Source organism: Stenotrophomonas sp. T8 (assembly GCF_051853085.1).
GTDB lineage: Bacteria > Pseudomonadota > Gammaproteobacteria > Xanthomonadales > Xanthomonadaceae > Stenotrophomonas > Stenotrophomonas sepilia.
Genome location: NZ_CP195329.1, coordinates 3,969,240 through 3,985,298, shown reverse-complemented (window position 1 = coordinate 3,985,298; position 16,059 = coordinate 3,969,240). Strand labels below are relative to the sequence as shown.

15 protein-coding genes and 1 pseudogene are annotated in these 16,059 nt (G+C 67.5%); 10 read left to right on the top strand and 6 right to left on the bottom strand.

Annotated features, from left to right (window positions below; genetic code table 11):
- Positions 1-104 precede the first annotated feature (104 nt).
- Together ACSDHM_RS18475 and ACSDHM_RS18470 are read left to right on the top strand one after the other, a co-directional pair.
- On the top strand, positions 105-659 hold the full coding sequence (locus ACSDHM_RS18475) for a hypothetical protein (protein ID WP_088496992.1): 555 nt from the start codon (positions 105-107) through the stop codon (positions 657-659).
- A 204-nt stretch (positions 660-863) separates the two neighbouring features.
- Positions 864-1,310: a universal stress protein gene (locus tag ACSDHM_RS18470; RefSeq protein WP_005420335.1), complete on the top strand. Its 447-nt coding sequence runs from the start codon at positions 864-866 to the stop codon at positions 1,308-1,310.
- Positions 1,311-1,457: 147 nt separating this feature from the next.
- On the opposite strand, the gene ACSDHM_RS18465 is transcribed toward ACSDHM_RS18470, so the two are convergent.
- Complete coding sequence (locus ACSDHM_RS18465) at positions 1,458-1,742, bottom strand: DUF2782 domain-containing protein (RefSeq protein ID WP_049443782.1); 285 nt, start codon at positions 1,740-1,742, stop codon at positions 1,458-1,460.
- A 98-nt stretch (positions 1,743-1,840) separates the two neighbouring features.
- Between ACSDHM_RS18465 and polA the strand changes: the two genes are divergently transcribed.
- Complete coding sequence (gene polA / locus ACSDHM_RS18460) at positions 1,841-4,615, top strand: DNA polymerase I (RefSeq protein ID WP_188241465.1); 2,775 nt, start codon at positions 1,841-1,843, stop codon at positions 4,613-4,615.
- A 367-nt stretch (positions 4,616-4,982) separates the two neighbouring features.
- Positions 4,983-5,345, top strand: a pseudogene (locus ACSDHM_RS18455) (DUF421 domain-containing protein); the annotation flags it as partial.
- 31 nt (positions 5,346-5,376) lie between these two features.
- On the opposite strand, the gene hemF reads toward ACSDHM_RS18455, so the two are convergent.
- The 5 genes from hemF to ACSDHM_RS18430 form a co-directional block, all read right to left on the bottom strand.
- On the bottom strand, positions 5,377-6,273 hold the full coding sequence (hemF, locus tag ACSDHM_RS18450; RefSeq protein WP_072167801.1) for an oxygen-dependent coproporphyrinogen oxidase: 897 nt from the start codon (positions 6,271-6,273) through the stop codon (positions 5,377-5,379).
- 54 nt (positions 6,274-6,327) lie between these two features.
- Complete coding sequence (locus ACSDHM_RS18445; protein ID WP_088496994.1) at positions 6,328-7,941, bottom strand: hypothetical protein; 1,614 nt, start codon at positions 7,939-7,941, stop codon at positions 6,328-6,330.
- Positions 7,942-8,011: 70 nt separating this feature from the next.
- Positions 8,012-8,572, bottom strand: a complete 561-nt coding sequence (locus ACSDHM_RS18440) for a hypothetical protein (protein ID WP_227837048.1) — start codon at positions 8,570-8,572, stop codon at positions 8,012-8,014.
- A gap of 30 nt (positions 8,573-8,602) precedes the next feature.
- Positions 8,603-9,022 (bottom strand): NUDIX hydrolase, encoded by a 420-nt coding sequence (locus ACSDHM_RS18435; protein WP_088496995.1) that lies wholly within the window; start codon positions 9,020-9,022, stop codon positions 8,603-8,605.
- On the bottom strand, positions 9,019-11,388 hold the full coding sequence (locus tag ACSDHM_RS18430) for a prolyl oligopeptidase family serine peptidase (RefSeq protein ID WP_439426478.1): 2,370 nt from the start codon (positions 11,386-11,388) through the stop codon (positions 9,019-9,021). Before ACSDHM_RS18430 ends, ACSDHM_RS18435 begins: the two co-directional genes overlap by 4 nt.
- 161 nt (positions 11,389-11,549) lie before the next feature.
- On the opposite strand from ACSDHM_RS18430, the gene ACSDHM_RS18425 reads away from it, so the two are divergent.
- The 6 genes from ACSDHM_RS18425 to cydB all read left to right on the top strand — a co-directional run bounded on the left by ACSDHM_RS18425 (position 11,550) and on the right by cydB (position 15,930).
- Entirely contained in the window at positions 11,550-12,002 is a 453-nt protein-coding gene (locus tag ACSDHM_RS18425; protein WP_439426477.1) for a hypothetical protein, read from the top strand.
- Positions 12,003-12,072: 70 nt separating this feature from the next.
- Positions 12,073-12,402, top strand: a complete 330-nt coding sequence (locus ACSDHM_RS18420) for a hypothetical protein (RefSeq protein ID WP_439426476.1) — start codon at positions 12,073-12,075, stop codon at positions 12,400-12,402.
- 36 nt (positions 12,403-12,438) lie between these two features.
- On the top strand, positions 12,439-13,092 hold the full coding sequence (locus ACSDHM_RS18415; RefSeq protein ID WP_188241463.1) for an RNA polymerase sigma factor: 654 nt from the start codon (positions 12,439-12,441) through the stop codon (positions 13,090-13,092).
- Positions 13,089-13,304 carry a hypothetical protein gene (locus ACSDHM_RS18410; RefSeq protein ID WP_053498343.1) on the top strand — a complete coding sequence of 72 codons (216 nt, stop codon included), beginning with the start codon at positions 13,089-13,091 and terminating at the stop codon, positions 13,302-13,304. The genes ACSDHM_RS18415 and ACSDHM_RS18410 overlap by 4 nt, the downstream gene beginning before the upstream one ends.
- A gap of 213 nt (positions 13,305-13,517) precedes the next feature.
- Positions 13,518-14,915, top strand: a complete 1,398-nt coding sequence (locus ACSDHM_RS18405; protein ID WP_111201091.1) for a cytochrome ubiquinol oxidase subunit I — start codon at positions 13,518-13,520, stop codon at positions 14,913-14,915.
- Position 14,916: 1 nt separating this feature from the next.
- On the top strand, positions 14,917-15,930 hold the full coding sequence (cydB, locus tag ACSDHM_RS18400; protein WP_111201092.1) for a cytochrome d ubiquinol oxidase subunit II: 1,014 nt from the start codon (positions 14,917-14,919) through the stop codon (positions 15,928-15,930).
- Positions 15,931-16,059 lie beyond the last annotated feature (129 nt).

Genomic DNA, 16,059 nt, shown 5'->3' with positions numbered 1-16,059 from the left:
GGGCTGTTGTAGAGCCGAGCCCATGCTCGGCTGCTTCTGGCGGGAAAAGCAGCCGAGCATGGGCTCGGCTCTACAATAGGCGGCACTTCTTCCAGGAACGTCCCATGACCGAACCTACGCTGCACGTCACCGTGAAGTTGAACGCCCGGCTGCAGCCGGAGCATCGCCACGAACTGTTCGAGGACCCACTCGATGCGCTGCTGCAGGCGGCCAATGTCGGCGAGATCACCGGCGGCGGCACGGCGATGTCCGATCTGGGTGAGGTCGAATACGGCGATATCGAAGTGGCGCTGGTCGATGCCGATGGCGTGCCCAAGCTGATCGACCTGCTGGAGCAGCTGGGTGCACCGAAGGGCTCGAAGATCCAGGGCGCGGGTGAAGCCGATCGCAGCTTCGGCGTGACCGCGGGCCTGGGCATCTACCTGGATGGCCTGAACCTGCCGGACGAGGTCTACGAACAGTGCGATTCCAACCACGTGTTCGAGCAGCTGTCCGAGCGCATTGATGGCCTTGGCGAGATCTGCAGCTGGTGGCAGGGCCCGAGCGAGACCGCGCTGTACATGTACGGCCAATCGTTCGAGGCGATGCGCGATGCGATCGCTGAATTCGTGGGCAGCTACCCCCTGTGCCAGAACGCACGCGTGGTGCAGATCGCCTGAGGGCGGAAAATGTGGAGCCGAGTCATGCTCGGCTCATGCATCCGAAGCCGAGCATGGGCTCGGCTCTACAGAAGGGGGGCGGGCAAGCGGGTGGCGCGCACGGGCCGCTGCACGGCGCCGGATTGATCCTGCTCAAGGCGCCGCCTCCACATCCGGTGTGTAATGGTGTTGTTCCCATCTGGCAGACCGCCACGGAGCCCTACCATGTACAAGCGCATCCTGATTGCCACTGACGGGTCCGAGCTGGCCGACAAGGGCCTGGCCAAGGGCCTGGAGCTGGCCAAGGACCTCAATGCCGAGGTCGATATCGTGACCGTGTCCGAGCCGTGGGCCGTGGGCATGTATGACGCCATGGGCTGGAGCGTGGGCTACATGAACAGCCCGGAATACAAGGCTGACCGCGAGGAAGGCGCGCAGAAGGTGCTGCAGCCGGCGCTGGCCAAGGCCGCCGAGCAGGGCATCACGGCCAACCCGGTGCACGTGCTGGACCGCTACGCGGCCGACGGCATCATCGAGACGGCGGCCGAGCGCAACAGCGACCTGATCGTGATGACCTCGCACGGCCGCCGTGGCGTGACCCGTGTACTGCTGGGCAGCCAGACTGCCGAGGTGCTGGCGCGCAGCACGCTGCCGGTACTGGTCATCCGCTGATCCATACCCGCTGATTGAAGCGTTCCCCGGGGAGGGGACCCGACGCCGGTGCGCAGGATGCGTGCCGGCGTTGTTTTTTGTAGGGGGCTGGGGTGAATCCACGCATGGCGTGGATCTACTGGATCGCAGGGATCCGACCCGGTCACCTCACCAGCTGTACAGCTTCCAGTAGACCGGCGACACGCCATCCTTGTCGTTGTCGAATCGGCCATCGCCGTTCTTGTCGTACATGTAGAACGGGGCACCGCGCGACGGGGTCACCTTGACCATGCGCAGCTGGCCGGACACACGGTATTCCTCGATGACATCGCCGTTGTCCATGGTACGCCTGGACACATCCGCGCCCTTGACGTCCACCGGGGGAGCACCCGCGCCACCCATGCTGGCGCAGCCAGCGAGCAGGAGCAGGGAAGCCAGCATCAGGGTCTTCATCGGCGGGGGCCTTTGCCTGGAAAGAGCCCTGATTATGCCCCATCGCGGTGTGCGCGCCGTGTCGCCGCGGTGCAGGCACGGGCGCGTAGAATCGGCGCATGAGCAGATTAGTCCTGATCGACGGGTCCAGTTACCTGTACCGCGCGTTCCACGCGCTGCCGCCCCTGTCCAATGCACAGGGTGAACCCACCGGCGCGCTGTTCGGCGTGGTCAACATGCTGCGTTCGACGCTGAAGGAACGCCCGGCCTACGTCGCGTTCGTGGTCGATGCGCCCGGCAAGACCTTCCGTGATGACCTGTACGACCAGTACAAGGCCAACCGCCCGCCGATGCCCGATGAACTGCGCAGCCAGGTCGAGCCGATGTGCCGCATCGTCGAAGCGCTGGGCATCAGCATCCTGCGCATCCCCGGCGTGGAAGCCGACGATGTGATCGGCACGCTTGCGCTGCAGGGCCTGGCGCAGGACCTGAAGGTGACCATCTCCACCGGCGACAAGGACTTCGCCCAGCTGGTGCGGCCGGGCATCGAGCTGGTCAACACCATGACCGGCAGCCGCATGGATTCCGACGCGGCGGTGATGGACAAGTTCGGCGTGCGCGCCGATCAGATCATCGACCTGCTGGCGCTGATGGGCGACGCGGTCGACAACGTGCCGGGCGTGGAGAAGTGCGGGCCGAAGACCGCCGCCAAGTGGCTGGCCGAGTACCAGCACCTGGACGGGGTGATGGCGGCCGCGCCGACCATGAAGGGCAAGATCGGCGAGAACCTGCGCGCTGCACTGGAACGCCTGCCGCTGAACCGCGAGTTGGTGACGATCCGCACCGATGTGGAACTGGAGGCCAGCCCGACCACGCTGGCGCTGCGCGAGCAGGATGTGCCGGCGCTGACCGAGCTGTATACGCGTTACGGTTTCACCCAGGCCCTGAAGGAGCTGGGCGCGCCTGTGCCGGCACCGGTGGCTGCCAGCGAGGCGACCCCGAGCCTGCGCGGCACTGCGGCCGGCTTCGCGCGTGGCAGCGTCGAGGCGCCCGCCGCCGGCACGCTGGATCCGGCACTGTCCGCGCCGGGTGAATACGAGACCGTGCTGACCAGCGGGCAGCTGCAGGCCTGGGTCGAACGCCTGCAGCAGGCCGAGCTGATCAGCTTCGATACCGAGACCGACGCGCTGGACGCGATGCGCGCGCGCCTGGTGGGCATCAGCCTGGCCGTCGAGCCGGGCAGGGCGGCGTACATTCCGGTCGGCCACGATTACCCGGGTGCGCCGGCCCAGCTGCCGATGCAGCAGGTGCTGGACGCACTGCGCCCGGCGCTGCAGGACCCAACGAAAAAGAAGCTGGGCCAGCACGGCAAGTACGACCTGCATGTGCTGCGCCGCCACGGCGTGGCGGTGCAGGGCTACCACGATGACACCATGCTCGAGAGCTTCGTGCTCAATTCCACCGCCACCCGCCACGACATGGATTCGCTGGCCCTGCGTTACCTGGGCTACAGCACCATCAAGTTCGAGGACGTGGCCGGCAAGGGCGCCAAGCAGATCCCGTTCTCGCAGGTAGGCATCGACGAAGCCAGCCGCTATGCGGCCGAAGACGCCGACATCACCCTGCGCCTGCACCACGCGTTGCAGCCGCAGCTGCTGGCCGAGCCGGCGCTGGACAGCGTGTACCGCACCATCGAGATGCCGCTGGTGCCGGTGCTGACCACGATCGAAGCCAACGGCGTGCGGATCGACACCGACGAACTTCGCCGCCAGAGCCAGGACCTGTCCTCGCGCATGCTGGCCGCGCAGCAGAAGGCCACCGAGCTGGCCGGCCGCAGCTTCAACCTCGATTCGCCCAAGCAGCTGCAGGCGGTGCTGTTCGACGAGCTGAAGCTGCCGGCAGTGGTGAAGACCCCGAAGGGCCAGCCCAGCACCAACGAAGAGGCGCTGGAAGCGATTGCCGACCAGCACGAACTGCCGCGGGTGATCCTCGACTACCGCGGGTTGGCCAAGCTGCGCAGCACCTACACCGACAAGCTGCCGGAGATGGTCAATCCGGACACGGGTCGGGTGCACACCAGCTACCACCAGTCCGGCGCCGCTACCGGCCGCCTGTCCTCGTCGGACCCGAACCTGCAGAACATCCCGATCCGCACCGAGGACGGCCGCCGCATCCGTCGCGCGTTCGTGGCGCCGGAAGGCTGCCAGCTTCTGGCCGCTGACTATTCGCAGATCGAGCTGCGGATCATGGCGCACCTGTCCGAGGATCCGGGCCTGGTGCGCGCCTTCGAGCAGGGCGCCGACGTGCACCGTGCCACCGCCGCCGAGGTGTTCGGGCGCACGCTGGAGGAGGTGACCCCGAACGAGCGCCGCGCCGCCAAGGCGATCAACTTCGGCCTGATGTACGGCATGAGCGCCTTCGGCCTGGCCCGCAACCTGGGCATCGACCGGGGCCAGGCGCAGGACTATGTGGCGCTGTACTTCAGCCGCTACCCGGGCGTGCGCGACTTCATGGAGCGGATGCGCCAGCAGGCCCGTGACCAGGGCTATGTGGAAACCCTGTTCGGCCGCCGCCTGTACCTGAACGACATCCACGCCCGCAACCAGGGCCTGCGTGCCGGGGCCGAGCGCGCCGCGATCAACGCGCCGATGCAGGGCACCGCCGCCGACATCATCAAGCGTGCAATGGTGGATGTGGACCAGTGGCTGCGCGACAGCGGGGCACCGGCACGGATGATCCTGCAGGTGCACGATGAACTGGTGTTCGAAACCGAAAGCGGTTTCTTGGAAAACTTGCGTTTGCAGGTGGTGGAGCGCATGTCGCAAGCGGCCAAACTGCGGGTGCCTCTGGTGGTCGACACGGGCGTCGGCAACAACTGGGACGAAGCGCACTGACGGCATTTCAGGCCGAAAACGACGTGAATGTGTTCATGAGTCGGGGGTTTCTGACTCGACCATGAATGTTGCCCCGATTGAATTTCATTAAATGGGGCCCCTTCACGAACCGTTAGTGTTCGGAGTGCTTCTATAACTCCCGACAGGCGCAATGCCTGTTGTGGATCTCTCCCATCCCCTGGAGCAGATCTCGGAACGGGGACTCCTCCCCAAGTGCCCGTTCCCCGGCCCCGTTGACCTCCCCCTGGTCAGCGGGGCTTTTTATTTGTGTCGCCGGAACCTCGGATGGGGTCAGATCCCTTTGCCCGACGGGCAAAGGGATCTGACCCCAGGTGCTAGGCTGGGCCACCGCTCCGCAGGGAAGACGATGCCCGATCTGTTCGCACTGGCGATGCCGTGGTGGGAATTCATCCTGCGCGCGGTGGTGGTCCATGTCGTGGTGCTGGGCATGGTCCGGCTGGGCGGCAAGCGGGCTCTGGGGCAGATCACGCCGTTCGACGTGCTGCTGATCGTGCTGCTGGGCAACGCGGTGCAGAACGCGCTGCTGGGCACGGATACCTCGCTGGGCGGCGAGCTGCTGCTGGCGGCGACCCTGATCCTGCTGAACTACGGGGTCAGCTGGCTGACCACCCGGAACCGGCGCATGCAGCGGTTGATCGAAGGAGAACCCAACGTAATCGCGCGCGATGGTCGCCTGTTCGAGGCGGTACTCCGCCGCGAGCTGACCAGCGCCGAGCCCACGTCCCGCGCGACGACACCCCTCACAGCCAGTCGCGTGGCACCAGGTAGTCGGCCAGGCGCGATTCGGCACTGCCGGGTTCAGGCGAGAAGCCGTATTCCCAGCGCACCCGCGGCGGCAGGCTCATCAGGATGCTTTCGCTGCGGCCACCGCTCTGCAGCCCGAACAGGGTGCCGCGGTCGTAGACCAGGTTGAATTCCACGTAGCGGCCGCGGCGGTACAGCTGGAACTCGCGTTCGCGTTCGCCATGCGGGGTGTCCTTGCGCTGCTGCACGATCGGCAGGTACGCATCGAGGAAGCCGTCGCCGACCGCGCGCAGATAATCGAAATCGCGCTCGAAATCGCCGTGCAGGTCGTCGAAGAACAGACCGCCGACGCCGCGCGTTTCGTTGCGATGACGCAGGAAGAAGTATTCGTCGCACCAGCGCTTGTGCGCGGCGTAGCGTTCGTCGCCGAACGGCGCACACAGATCGCGTGCGACCCGGTGCCAGTGCTGCACGTCCTCGTCGAACGGATAGAACGGGGTCAGGTCGAAGCCGCCGCCGAACCAGCTGGCTACCACTTCACCGTCGCGCTGCGCCTGGAAGAAGCGCACGTTGGCATGGGTGGTCGGCACGTACGGGTTGAGCGGGTGGAACACCAGCGACACGCCGGTGGCGCGCCAGGAGGCGCCCGCCAGTTCCGGGCGGTTGGCCGAGGCCGACGGCGGCAGGCGACTGCCAGCGACGTCGGAGAAGCCGATGCCGGCCTGCTCGAACACCGCACCGTCGCGCAGCACGCGGGTACGCCCGCCACCGCCCTCGGCACGCTGCCACAGGTCTTCCTGGAAGCGGGCCCGGCCATCGACGGCCTCGATCGCCGCACAGATGCGGTCCTGCAGCTCGGTGAGGTAGGCGCGAACGCGCTCGAATTCGTTCATGTCGCGTACTTTACCGCAGGGCCCGGCCAACGCTGCGGACAGGACCTGGCAGGCTCAGCGCTTGCGATTGGAAGTGCGCGGCGCCGGAGCGTCCTCGGCCGTCGCTTCGTCCACCGCCTCCTGCAGGACGCGACCCAGCTCCAGGGCGCTCCAGTTTCCGGTGTCCAGCACATCGCAGGCGACGTGGCGCCCGCTGCGGTCGGCGGCGCACAGCCGCTCCAGCGTCGCATGGGCGTCGACGTCGCTGCTGCGGCCCTGCGCTGCGACCAGGTTCTCGCAGCCCTCGCGCACGCCGGCACGGCACACGGTGGTGTAGTGCTCTGCCGCCTGTCGCCACTGGCCGGACAGCGCAAGACGGTTGCCAAGAATGTTGCAGCCCTGCAGCTTGCCCTGCGCGCAGCAGGCTTCGGCACCGCCGCTGGCCAGCGCTTGCGGGCAGTCCTGCGGCAGCGGCAGCACCGTGTAGTGTTTCGGCGGGCTGCAGGTGCTCGCGCCCTCGCCGGTCGGCACGAACACCTGGAAGCGTGTCCACGTGTCCAGGCCCAGCAGCTGGCCGCCGTGCAACGGCCGCAGCACGAAGTCGCCGCCCTTGTCGTGGCGGATGCGGACGTCGCCGTCTTCGACACGGGCACGCAGCTGGCTGTCCCAGCCGATGCCGACCCGTCCTGCATCGCCGAAGTCCAGCGTATCCATCAGGCCACCTGCGGCGCGGAAGGTGCCGCAGGGCAGCGCCGTAGCCGGCTGCGGCCGCAACGAGGCGCCCAGCGCCTGCAACGCAGGCAGGCGCTCACAGGCGGCGCTGTCATTGCCGGGCGCGCACGCTGTGGCCAGTGCCTGCACCGCCTGCAAGGGGTCGCCGGATTCCCACGAGAGCTCGGCCACGCGGCTGCAGAAGCCGCCATGGCCGACCTGCTGGCACAACTGCAACAGCTGCTGGCGCTGCGCGGCCGGCACCACCACCGGCGTGGAGGGTGACAGCACGGAGCTCACGGCTTCGACCATCGCCGCACCCATCGCGGCCTTGACGATCTGCTCCTGCAGCGCCGGATCCGCTTCCAGCGCCGCTGCACAGGCCGGTGTCTCGTTGCTGAAGCCGCCATTCCGGCACGGCACAGGCAGTTCGATGCCGGCCAGTGCGGTATCGAGGATGGCCTGTTGCTGCGCCTCATCCGGCGTGGCCGGCGCCCTGGCCTCGTCATGCCAGCGATCGGCCAGCTGCAGGCACATGCCGGGCACGCCTTCCCGGCACGCCGCTGCCAGCGCGGTGGGGGTCGCCTCGTGGCGGTTGTCCAGGCAGGCCGCCGCATCGGCCAGGCAGCTGCCCGCAGCCGGCGCGGCGGCTGCGGCGCACTGTGCAGGGGCCTGCAGGGTGTAGACCGTGCCGTCCACCTCGAGGGTGCGGCCACGGTCGCGCACCTGCAGCGCGCTGGGCAGGCCATATTCCAGATTCACCAGCTGCAGCTTGCCTTCGATCTGCTGGAACGCGACCGGGGTCGGTGCGCTGCCGAAGTGCTTCTGCTCGCCACGGTTGGATGAGCTGACGCGCAGCGTGCTGCTGCCTTCGTCGGCCTTGAACAGGCCGCATTGCGGTGACTGTGCCGCGGCCACCGGCGTGGCCAGCAGCAACGCCCAGGCCAGCCAGTGGCGGTACGGTGCGAGTGAGAGCATGTCGTCTCCTTGACGATCAAAGGCAAAACGCCGGGTGCTGCCGGAGGCCCTGGCCCACGCCCGGAAGAACTCAGTGGAAGCGCGCGCGCACGTCGGGGCGCAGCAGGCGCCAGGCCAGCCAGCCCTGCAGGCCGAGAAGCACGAACGACATGCCGACCACGGTCAGCGTGATCAGCCAGCGTTTCAGCTGCAGTTCCTGCAGCAGGGCCGGGTCATCGGCCAGCAACGGAATGAAGTCGCCCATGAACAGGTCCAGCCACCAGGCGGCTGCGAAGTTGGTCAGGGCACTCAGCAGCAGCAGTACCACGAAGCTCCACAGGCCCCAGCGACGTTCACGCAGCAGGCCCCAACTGGACACGGTCGAGGCCAGGCACAACAGCGCGACGATCATTGACGCGGCCACCGGGTGCGCCAGCAGCCAGACCAGGCTGTGCATCTGCTGGAGCTGCACTTCGCTTTCCACCAAGCGCCACAGCGTGAGGTTCTGCAGCGGCCACAGCACCAGTCCCTGCAGCACGAAGTAGATCGTCAGCAGCAGTGACAGCCAGAACGAAGCCTGTGCGACCGGGCGCACCCAGGCGTGATAGGCCGGGGAAAGCGGCGAGGGGATCGACGGGATCGACATTGACATCCGATGTCCTTGCAGTCGGCGCCCGCCTGCTCAGCGGGCCGTCGCCCGGGTGGCGACGGCCGGCAGGATATGGTGTTCGCTCAAGGGTGCCAAGGGCAGGCCATGCGGCGGTTGCAGCGGCACCCAGGCCAGTTCGGCAATTTCGGCGCGCGCCTGCGGCGTGCCGTCCACCTGCACCCACCACGCCTGTGCCTGCACGCGGTGGCCGGGCTCGTTCACCGCCCAGTCCTCGAACGTGCCCAGCGCGATGGCGGCATCGGCGCGCAGCTGCACGCCCAGTTCCTCGTCCAGCTCGCGGGCTAGCGCCTGCAGGGGCGCCTCGCCGGGTTCGGGCTTGCCACCGGGCTGGATGAAGCGGCGCGCACCCTGCTTGCGCACCACCAGCGCCCGGCCGCGGTCATCCAGGATGACCGCAGCCACGATCCGGATCGTGGCTGCGGCGTTGCTCACTTCAGGTTCTGCTCGAACAGCTTGAGGATGCGCTTGTACTGGTCCAGCCAGGAATCGGCACGCACATAGCCGTGGCGTTCCAGCGGGTATGGGGCGATCGACCAGTTGTCCTTGTGCAGTTCGATCAGGCGCTGGGTGAGGTTCACCGAGTCCTGGAAGAACACGTTGTCATCCATCATGCCGTGGGCGATCAGCAGGTTGTCCTGCAGGTTCTGCGCGTACTCGATCGGCGAGGACACGCGGTACGCCTCCGGGTCGATGTCCGGGGTGTTGAGGATGTTGCTGGTGTAGCCGTGGTTGTAGTTGTGCCAGTCCACCACCGGGCGCAGCGCGGCGCCGGCCTTGAAGGTGCCCGGCGCACGGAACAGCGCCATGAAGGTCATGAAGCCGCCATAGGAACCGCCGTAGATGCCGGCGTGGTCGCGGTCACCCTGCTGGGTGTCGACCAGCCAGTCCAGGCCGTCCTTGTAGTCTTCCAGTTCCGGGTGGCCCATGTTGCGGTAGATGGCCGTGCGCCAGTCGCGGCCGTAGCCCTCGCTGCCGCGGTAGTCCATGTCCAGCACGATGTAGCCCTTCTGCACCAGCAGGTTGTGGAACATTTGCTCGCGGAAATAGGCCGGGTAGCGCTGGTGCACGTTCTGAAGGTAGCCGGCGCCGTGCACGAACATCACGATCGGATACTTGCGGCCCGGTTCCTTGTTTTCCGGTTCGTAGTACTTGGCCCAGACCACGCCGGCACCATGCTTGGACGGCACTGCCACCAGCTTCGGCTGGATCCACTGGCGTGCCTTGTAGTCGGCGGTGCGGGTGTCGGTCAGCACGCGCGCCTGGCCACCGGCACTGGGCAGTACCGCCAGCTGCGGCGGCAGGTAGGCGCCGGAGTAGCGCACCAGCAGCTGCTGGCCGTCGGGCGACAGCGAGAAATCCTCCACGCCGTTGAGGCTGGTCAGCTCGCGCACCTGGCGGCTGCCGGTGTCGACCGCGCAGACTTCGTAGTCATGCGGCGCCTGCTGGTTGCACAGGAAGTAGAAGCCCTTGCCATCGGCCGACGGCACCGGCGCCGAGGTTTCCCACTTGCCGCTGGTCAGCGCCTGCGGCTTGGCGGTGCCGGCCTGGGTGTACAGGTGCGAGAAGCCCGATTCCTCGGACAACAGCCACAGCGTGCGGCCATCGGCCATCCAGCCGAAATCGTTGAAGCCCCAGTTGATCCAGGCGTTGTCGGTCAGGCGGTGGCGGTTCTGCACGCGGCCGTCGGCAGCATTGACGCTGATGATCCAGCGGTCCTTGTTGTCGTTGGCGCGCAGCATCACCGCGGCCTGCTGGCCGTCGGCGCTCCAGCGGATGCCGCCGCCCATGAAGTCGCTCATCACCTGCACGCTGCGCTCGCCCTTCAGCGCATCCTTGCCGGCCTTGCGGCGCAGTTCGGCCAGCGGGTCGGTGCTGATGCCCGGCAGGCCGGACAGCGAAACCTTCTCGGCCTTGCCGTTGCGCACGTCCACGTACCACAGGGTGTGTGGCTCGAAGCCGTTACGGCCGACGCGGGTGCGGGTGTCCTCGGTTTCCTCGTAGCCCGACTCGGTCACGTACAGCGGCATCTTGCTGGTGCGGCCGTCGTCGAAGTCCTTCGGCTTGGTCACCACGATCAGGTGGGTCAGGTCCGGCGACAGCACGCTGTCACCGATCTCGACGTCGGCGCCCAGGTAGACCGGGCCCGGTGCGCGGGTCGGATCAGCCTGGCGCCAGCGCTGGTCCTGGTCCTTCAATGCCTCGCGCTGCTCGCGGTCGCGGCGCAGGGTTTCCAGCGTGCGCAGCTGCTGGTCGCGCAGCACGTCGGCCTTCGGCGGCGTGCGCGGGTCCTTTTCGGCCTTCAGGCTGGCCACCTGCTGCACGCCGCTGGCGGCGGTCCAGTGGAACCAGTTCTGGCCGACGCGCCAGATCACGCCGTTGTCCGCGGCAAAGTTCACATTGCCCGCGCGCTCGTTGCTGCGGGTCAGCTGGGTCAGCGCGCCACTGCGCAGGTCGCGCACGAACACATCGCCATTGCGCACGAAGGCGCTGCGGCTGCGGCTGCGGTCGTAGACCGGATCGGCGACGTCCAGGGTACCGCGCTGGTCATCGGCCACCTGCGCGGCCGCGCCGCCGGCCACCGGCTGGCGGAAGGTGTCGCGCACCGGGCTGCCGTTGCGCTTGAGCTGGTATTCCACCTGCTGGCTGTTCCACGACCACCAGGCCTTCTCGACCGGCGGACCGATCCAGTCCGGGTCGGCCATGGCCTGTTCGATGGTGATCGGCGTCGGCGCGGCATGCGCGGCCGGTGCGGCCAGCACGGCCGACAGCAGGAGGGACAGGGGCAGCACTCGGGACATGGGCGGACGGCACCAGAAGAGGAAACCGGGCAAGGGTAGCAGCCGTCCGGGCCGGGGGCAGGGGCCACAGGTCATGGCAGCGGAATCGGCAAAACGGCACCGCCCGGGTTGCTGCGACGGCGTGTGCGGCATGATGGTCATTCCGTTCGGATGGAACCGATATGTACCGCTACGACTACAGGATCTCTCTGGGCGTGCAGCACCCGACAGAGGCCGGCGCCGGAATTGCCGCCCGGCTGGATCTGGAACCGGCGTTTTCCCGTGATGTCGGGACCGGATATCGGGATCGCGACGGTACCTTGATCCGGGTTCATGCGGCGACCCGCGTGGTGTTCGTACTGGAGAGGGGCAAGGACGGCTGGCTGATGGATGCCTGGCCGGCGTTGGTCGATCTCCTGCGGGCACACGCCGACGTGATCAGGGAACTGCTGCAGGAGGGGGCCGGGATCGGCCTGCGTGTTGGCATCTTTGGAAAGACGGCATGGGCGGGTTTCGAGCTGGATCCGCAGTTGCTGCGGCTGATGGCGGACCTGCAGCTGGATTTTCAGGTGGAGACCTATTTCCCCGACCCGACGGACACGACCGGCGCCAGCGAAACGTCGGCGGACACCTAGTGCAACCGGTTGCCGTGGTCGCGCATCCATTCTCCTGAACCCGCATCATCCATCGAACAGGAGCCCGACCATGCAGGAACTGATCCCGATCACCCTTTTCATCTGCATCGCCTACGCGATCCATGCCATTGCCGATGCGCGCGCGCGCAGCAAGCTGGTGGCCCCGCACGTACCGGAGGAAGTGATCCGCTCGCTGGCCGTGCTGGAAGAAGAGCGCCGCCGCCAGGGTGCGTTGCGCTGGGGCATCAGCCTGGTCTGCCTGGCCCTGGTCATGGCCCTGCTGGAAGCCATTGGGGCCCGTGACCTGACCTTTGGCGCCGCTGCCGCGCTGGTCGGCAGTGCCGGCCTCGGCCAGCTGCTGGCCTGGCACTTCACCCGGCCTGCCGCGCGCAAGGGCTGAGGCAGGCATGCCACGGGCACAGGGGGCGCCCCGCGCATGAGCCTGCTGGGCGAAGCGCTGTCGGCACTGCGGGGCCGTCGCCGCGAGGATACGGCGGCGACGGCGGCCCCCGCCAAAGCGCTGGACGCGGACCAGGCCCTGGTGCGGGCCATCATCGATGGCTCGCAGTCGGCCTTCGCGCAGCTGGTGCAGGCCCACCAGCGCACCTGCGCGCATGTGATCGGACGCATGGTGGGCGACCGCGACCAGGTCGCCGACCTGCTGCAGGAAACTTTCCTTGCCGTGTTCCGCCAGCTGCATCGGTTTCGTTTTGAATGCTCGCTGCGCACCTGGGTCTCAAGGGTGGCCTACACCACGGCGTTGCAGCACCTGCGCCGGCGGCGACTGGAAGCGCAGTGGATGGTGGCGGTGGAGGCGCCGGAGGAACTGGGCATCGGCGATGAAGGCCCCGGGCCGGCCGAGTTGAGCGAGGCGCTGCAGGCCGGGCGCCAGCTCGGCGCGGCACTGGAACGGCTGAGTCCGCCGCAGCGCCTGATCGTCGGCCTGCATTACCTGGAGGATTTCGATCTGGCCGAGATCGAACAGGTGACCGGGCTGGCGCGCGGTACCATCAAGAGCCATCTGCACCGCGCGCGCCAGATCCTGAAGCAGGAACTGACGCGGCATGCCACCGCCGGAGAGCTGCTGTGAATCCACCGACCGACCCTCGCGATGCGGAAGCGCGCGCGCTGGCACAGGCGTTGCGTGAGCAGGCACAGCAGGAAGACACGCCGGATGTGAGCGAGGCGCTGCAGAAGCGCATTGCCGCTGAGTCGCGCGACGGTGGCGTGGGTTATGTGGTGGTGCAGGTGCTGTTGTTTGGCGCCCTGCTGGCTGCGGCGGCCTGGTATTTCTGGCACTGAGGCACCCGCCGGGCAAGGGGCCGCTCCAATCGCGGTGGGTAGAGGCCGACCTGGGTCGGCGTTTGGGCGTGTGTGCCAACCAAGGTTGGCAGCTACCAGAACGGTTGACCCCTGCGACAAAGTGAAGCAGCGCGTCACCCGGTCGCATCCCATTTTAACGAAATCCTCCTAAAGTGGTCCGGTATCCCACCGGTCGCAGGCAGGAGGCGTCCCTTGGACGCGTTGTTGTTGTCCCGGATCCAGTTCGGATTCGTCATCAGTTTCCACGTGCTGTTCCCCGCCTTCACCATTGGCACGGCCAGCTGGCTGGCCTTCATCGAATGGCGCTGGCTGCGCACGAGGCTGCCCGTGTGGCGCGAGCTGTACTTCTTCTGGCAGAAGATCTTCGCGGTGTCGTTCGGCATGGGCGTGGTCAGCGGCATCGTCATGGCCTTCCAGTTCGGTACCAACTGGCCGCGGCTGAGCGAGGTGGCCGGCACGGTCATCGGCCCGCTGCTGACCTACGAGGTGCTGACCGCGTTCTTCCTCGAAGCCAGCTTCCTCGGCGTGATGATGTTCGGCTGGGGCCGGGTCTCGCCGCGCCTGCATTTCCTGTCCACCTGCATGGTTGCGCTGGGCACGCTGTTCTCCACGTTCTGGATCCTGTCGTCCAACAGCTGGCTGCACACGCCGGCCGGCTACGAGATGGTCAACGGCATCGTGCATCCGGTGGACTGGTGGCAGGTGGTGTTCAATCCCTCGTTCCCCTACCGCCTCGCGCACATGGCGCTGGGTTCGTTCATCACCACCTGTTTCGTGATTGGTGGCGTGGGCGCGTGGTACCTGCGCAAGGGCACGCACGTGGAAGCGGGCCGGCGCATGCTGATCGCCGCCGTGGCATTCGCCGCGCTGACCGTGCCGGTGCAGATCTTCGTCGGCGACATGCACGGCCTGAACACGCTCAAGCACCAGCCGATGAAGATCGCGGCGGTGGAAGCGCATTGGCATGAGACCCGGGAAGGCGAGGGCGTACCGCTGGTGGTGTTCGCGCTACCCAACGAGAAGGAGGAGCGCAACGATTTCGAAGTGGCCATCCCGAAGCTGGGCAGCGTGATCCTGACCCACAGCTTGGACGGCACCTTCGACCCGCTGACCTCGGTACCGGCCAGCGAGCGGCCGCCGGTGACGCCGGTGTTCTTTGCCTTCCGCATCATGGTCGGGCTGGGCACGCTGATGCTGCTGCTGGCCTGGGTGTCGGCCTTCCAGCTGTGGCGCAACAAGCTGCTCGATTCGCCATGGCTGCTGCGCGGCTGGAACTGGATGCTGCCCAGCGGTTTCATCGCGCTGCTGTCGGGGTGGTTCGTCACCGAGATGGGGCGCCAGCCGTGGGTGGTGTATGGCCTGCTGCGCACCGCCGATGCGGTCGGCCCGCAGAGCGCGTGGATGACCGCGCTGTCGCTGGGCGTCTACGTGGTTGGCTACGCCTTCGTGTTCGGCTGGGGCATCTGGTACCTGGTGAAGATCCTGCGCCACGGACCGCAGCCCTACGCCGAAGGGCCGTCGCTGGACCACGGCAGCCACACCCCGGCGCGCCCGCTGTCGGCAGCCGACGAACCGCTGGAGGAGCGCTGACATGGACCTGATGACCTGGCTGCCGGTGGCGTGGTTCGCGGTGATCGGCTTCGGCGTGCTGATGTACGTGGTGCTGGACGGCTTCGTTCTTGGCATCGGCATCCTCGCCCCCTTCGCCGAGGACGAGGAGCAGCTGGACCTGATGATGAACACCGCCGCGCCGATCTGGGACGGCAACGAGACCTGGCTGGTGCTGGGGGGTGCCGGCCTGCTGGCGGCCTTCCCCAAGGCCTATGCGGTGCTGTTGTCGGCGCTGTACCTGCCGGTGCTGGTGCTGGTGGTGGCGCTGGTGTTCCGTGGCGTGGCCTTTGAATTCCGCTTCAAGGCACATCGGTCACGCCGGCTGTGGAGCGTGGCCTTCGGCCTCGGTTCGCTGCTGGCGACGTTCGCCCAGGGCGTGATCCTGGGCACGCTGGTGCAGGGCATCCCGCTGGTGGACGGTGTCTATCAGGGCGGGCCGTTCGCCTGGTTCAGCCCGTTCGCGATGCTGACCGGTGCCGCGCTGGTGGCCGGCTATGCGCTGCTGGGCAGCACCTGGCTGATCCTGAAGACAGAGGGACGCGTGCAGGCGCTGGCGCGGCAGATGACCCGGCCGCTGGTGGTGGCGGTGATCGCGGCGATGGGCCTGGTCAGCAGCTGGCTGCCGTTCCTCGATTCGCGGCTGATGGCGCGCTGGTTCAGCGACGGCAACTTCTGGTGGCTGTCGCCGGTGCCGCTGCTGACCCTGGCGGTAGCCGCCGCGCTGTGGCGCAGTGCCAACCACCCGCGCCATGACCTGCCGCCGTTCCTGCTCAGCCTGGCCCTGTTCGTGCTCGGCTTCCTCGGCCTGGTACTGGGCATGTGGCCCTACCTGCTGCCACCGTCGATGACCTTGTGGCAGGCCGCCGCGCCGGCCTCCTCGCTGGGCTTTACCTTGGTTGGCCTGGTCATTCTGCTGCCGGTCATCCTCGGCTACACGGCGTGGTCGTACCGGGTGTTCCGTGGCAAGGTGCACGCCGATACCGGTTACCACTGATCTTTTGAAGCGGGGGCCGCCGGTGCCGGCTCCCGTGTTGGGGAATGTGAAACCTGCACACCCCGTGCAGGACGTGCTAGCGTGCGCTCCTTTCCGGCAGCCAGGGGGGCAGCCGGCGACGTCCTGGAC

Coding starts and splice junctions, on each gene's coding strand:
- ACSDHM_RS18475 (WP_088496992.1), top strand. CDS start 105: ATGACCGAACCTACGCTGCACGTCACCGTGAAGTTGAACGCCCGGCTG.
- ACSDHM_RS18470 (WP_005420335.1), top strand. CDS start 864: ATGTACAAGCGCATCCTGATTGCCACTGACGGGTCCGAGCTGGCCGAC.
- ACSDHM_RS18465 (WP_049443782.1), bottom strand. CDS start 1,742: ATGAAGACCCTGATGCTGGCTTCCCTGCTCCTGCTCGCTGGCTGCGCC.
- polA (WP_188241465.1), top strand. CDS start 1,841: ATGAGCAGATTAGTCCTGATCGACGGGTCCAGTTACCTGTACCGCGCG.
- hemF (WP_072167801.1), bottom strand. CDS start 6,273: ATGAACGAATTCGAGCGCGTTCGCGCCTACCTCACCGAGCTGCAGGAC.
- ACSDHM_RS18445 (WP_088496994.1), bottom strand. CDS start 7,941: ATGCTCTCACTCGCACCGTACCGCCACTGGCTGGCCTGGGCGTTGCTG.
- ACSDHM_RS18440 (WP_227837048.1), bottom strand. CDS start 8,572: ATGTCAATGTCGATCCCGTCGATCCCCTCGCCGCTTTCCCCGGCCTAT.
- ACSDHM_RS18430 (WP_439426478.1), bottom strand. CDS start 11,388: ATGTCCCGAGTGCTGCCCCTGTCCCTCCTGCTGTCGGCCGTGCTGGCC.
- ACSDHM_RS18425 (WP_439426477.1), top strand. CDS start 11,550: ATGTACCGCTACGACTACAGGATCTCTCTGGGCGTGCAGCACCCGACA.
- ACSDHM_RS18420 (WP_439426476.1), top strand. CDS start 12,073: ATGCAGGAACTGATCCCGATCACCCTTTTCATCTGCATCGCCTACGCG.
- ACSDHM_RS18415 (WP_188241463.1), top strand. CDS start 12,439: ATGAGCCTGCTGGGCGAAGCGCTGTCGGCACTGCGGGGCCGTCGCCGC.
- cydB (WP_111201092.1), top strand. CDS start 14,917: ATGGACCTGATGACCTGGCTGCCGGTGGCGTGGTTCGCGGTGATCGGC.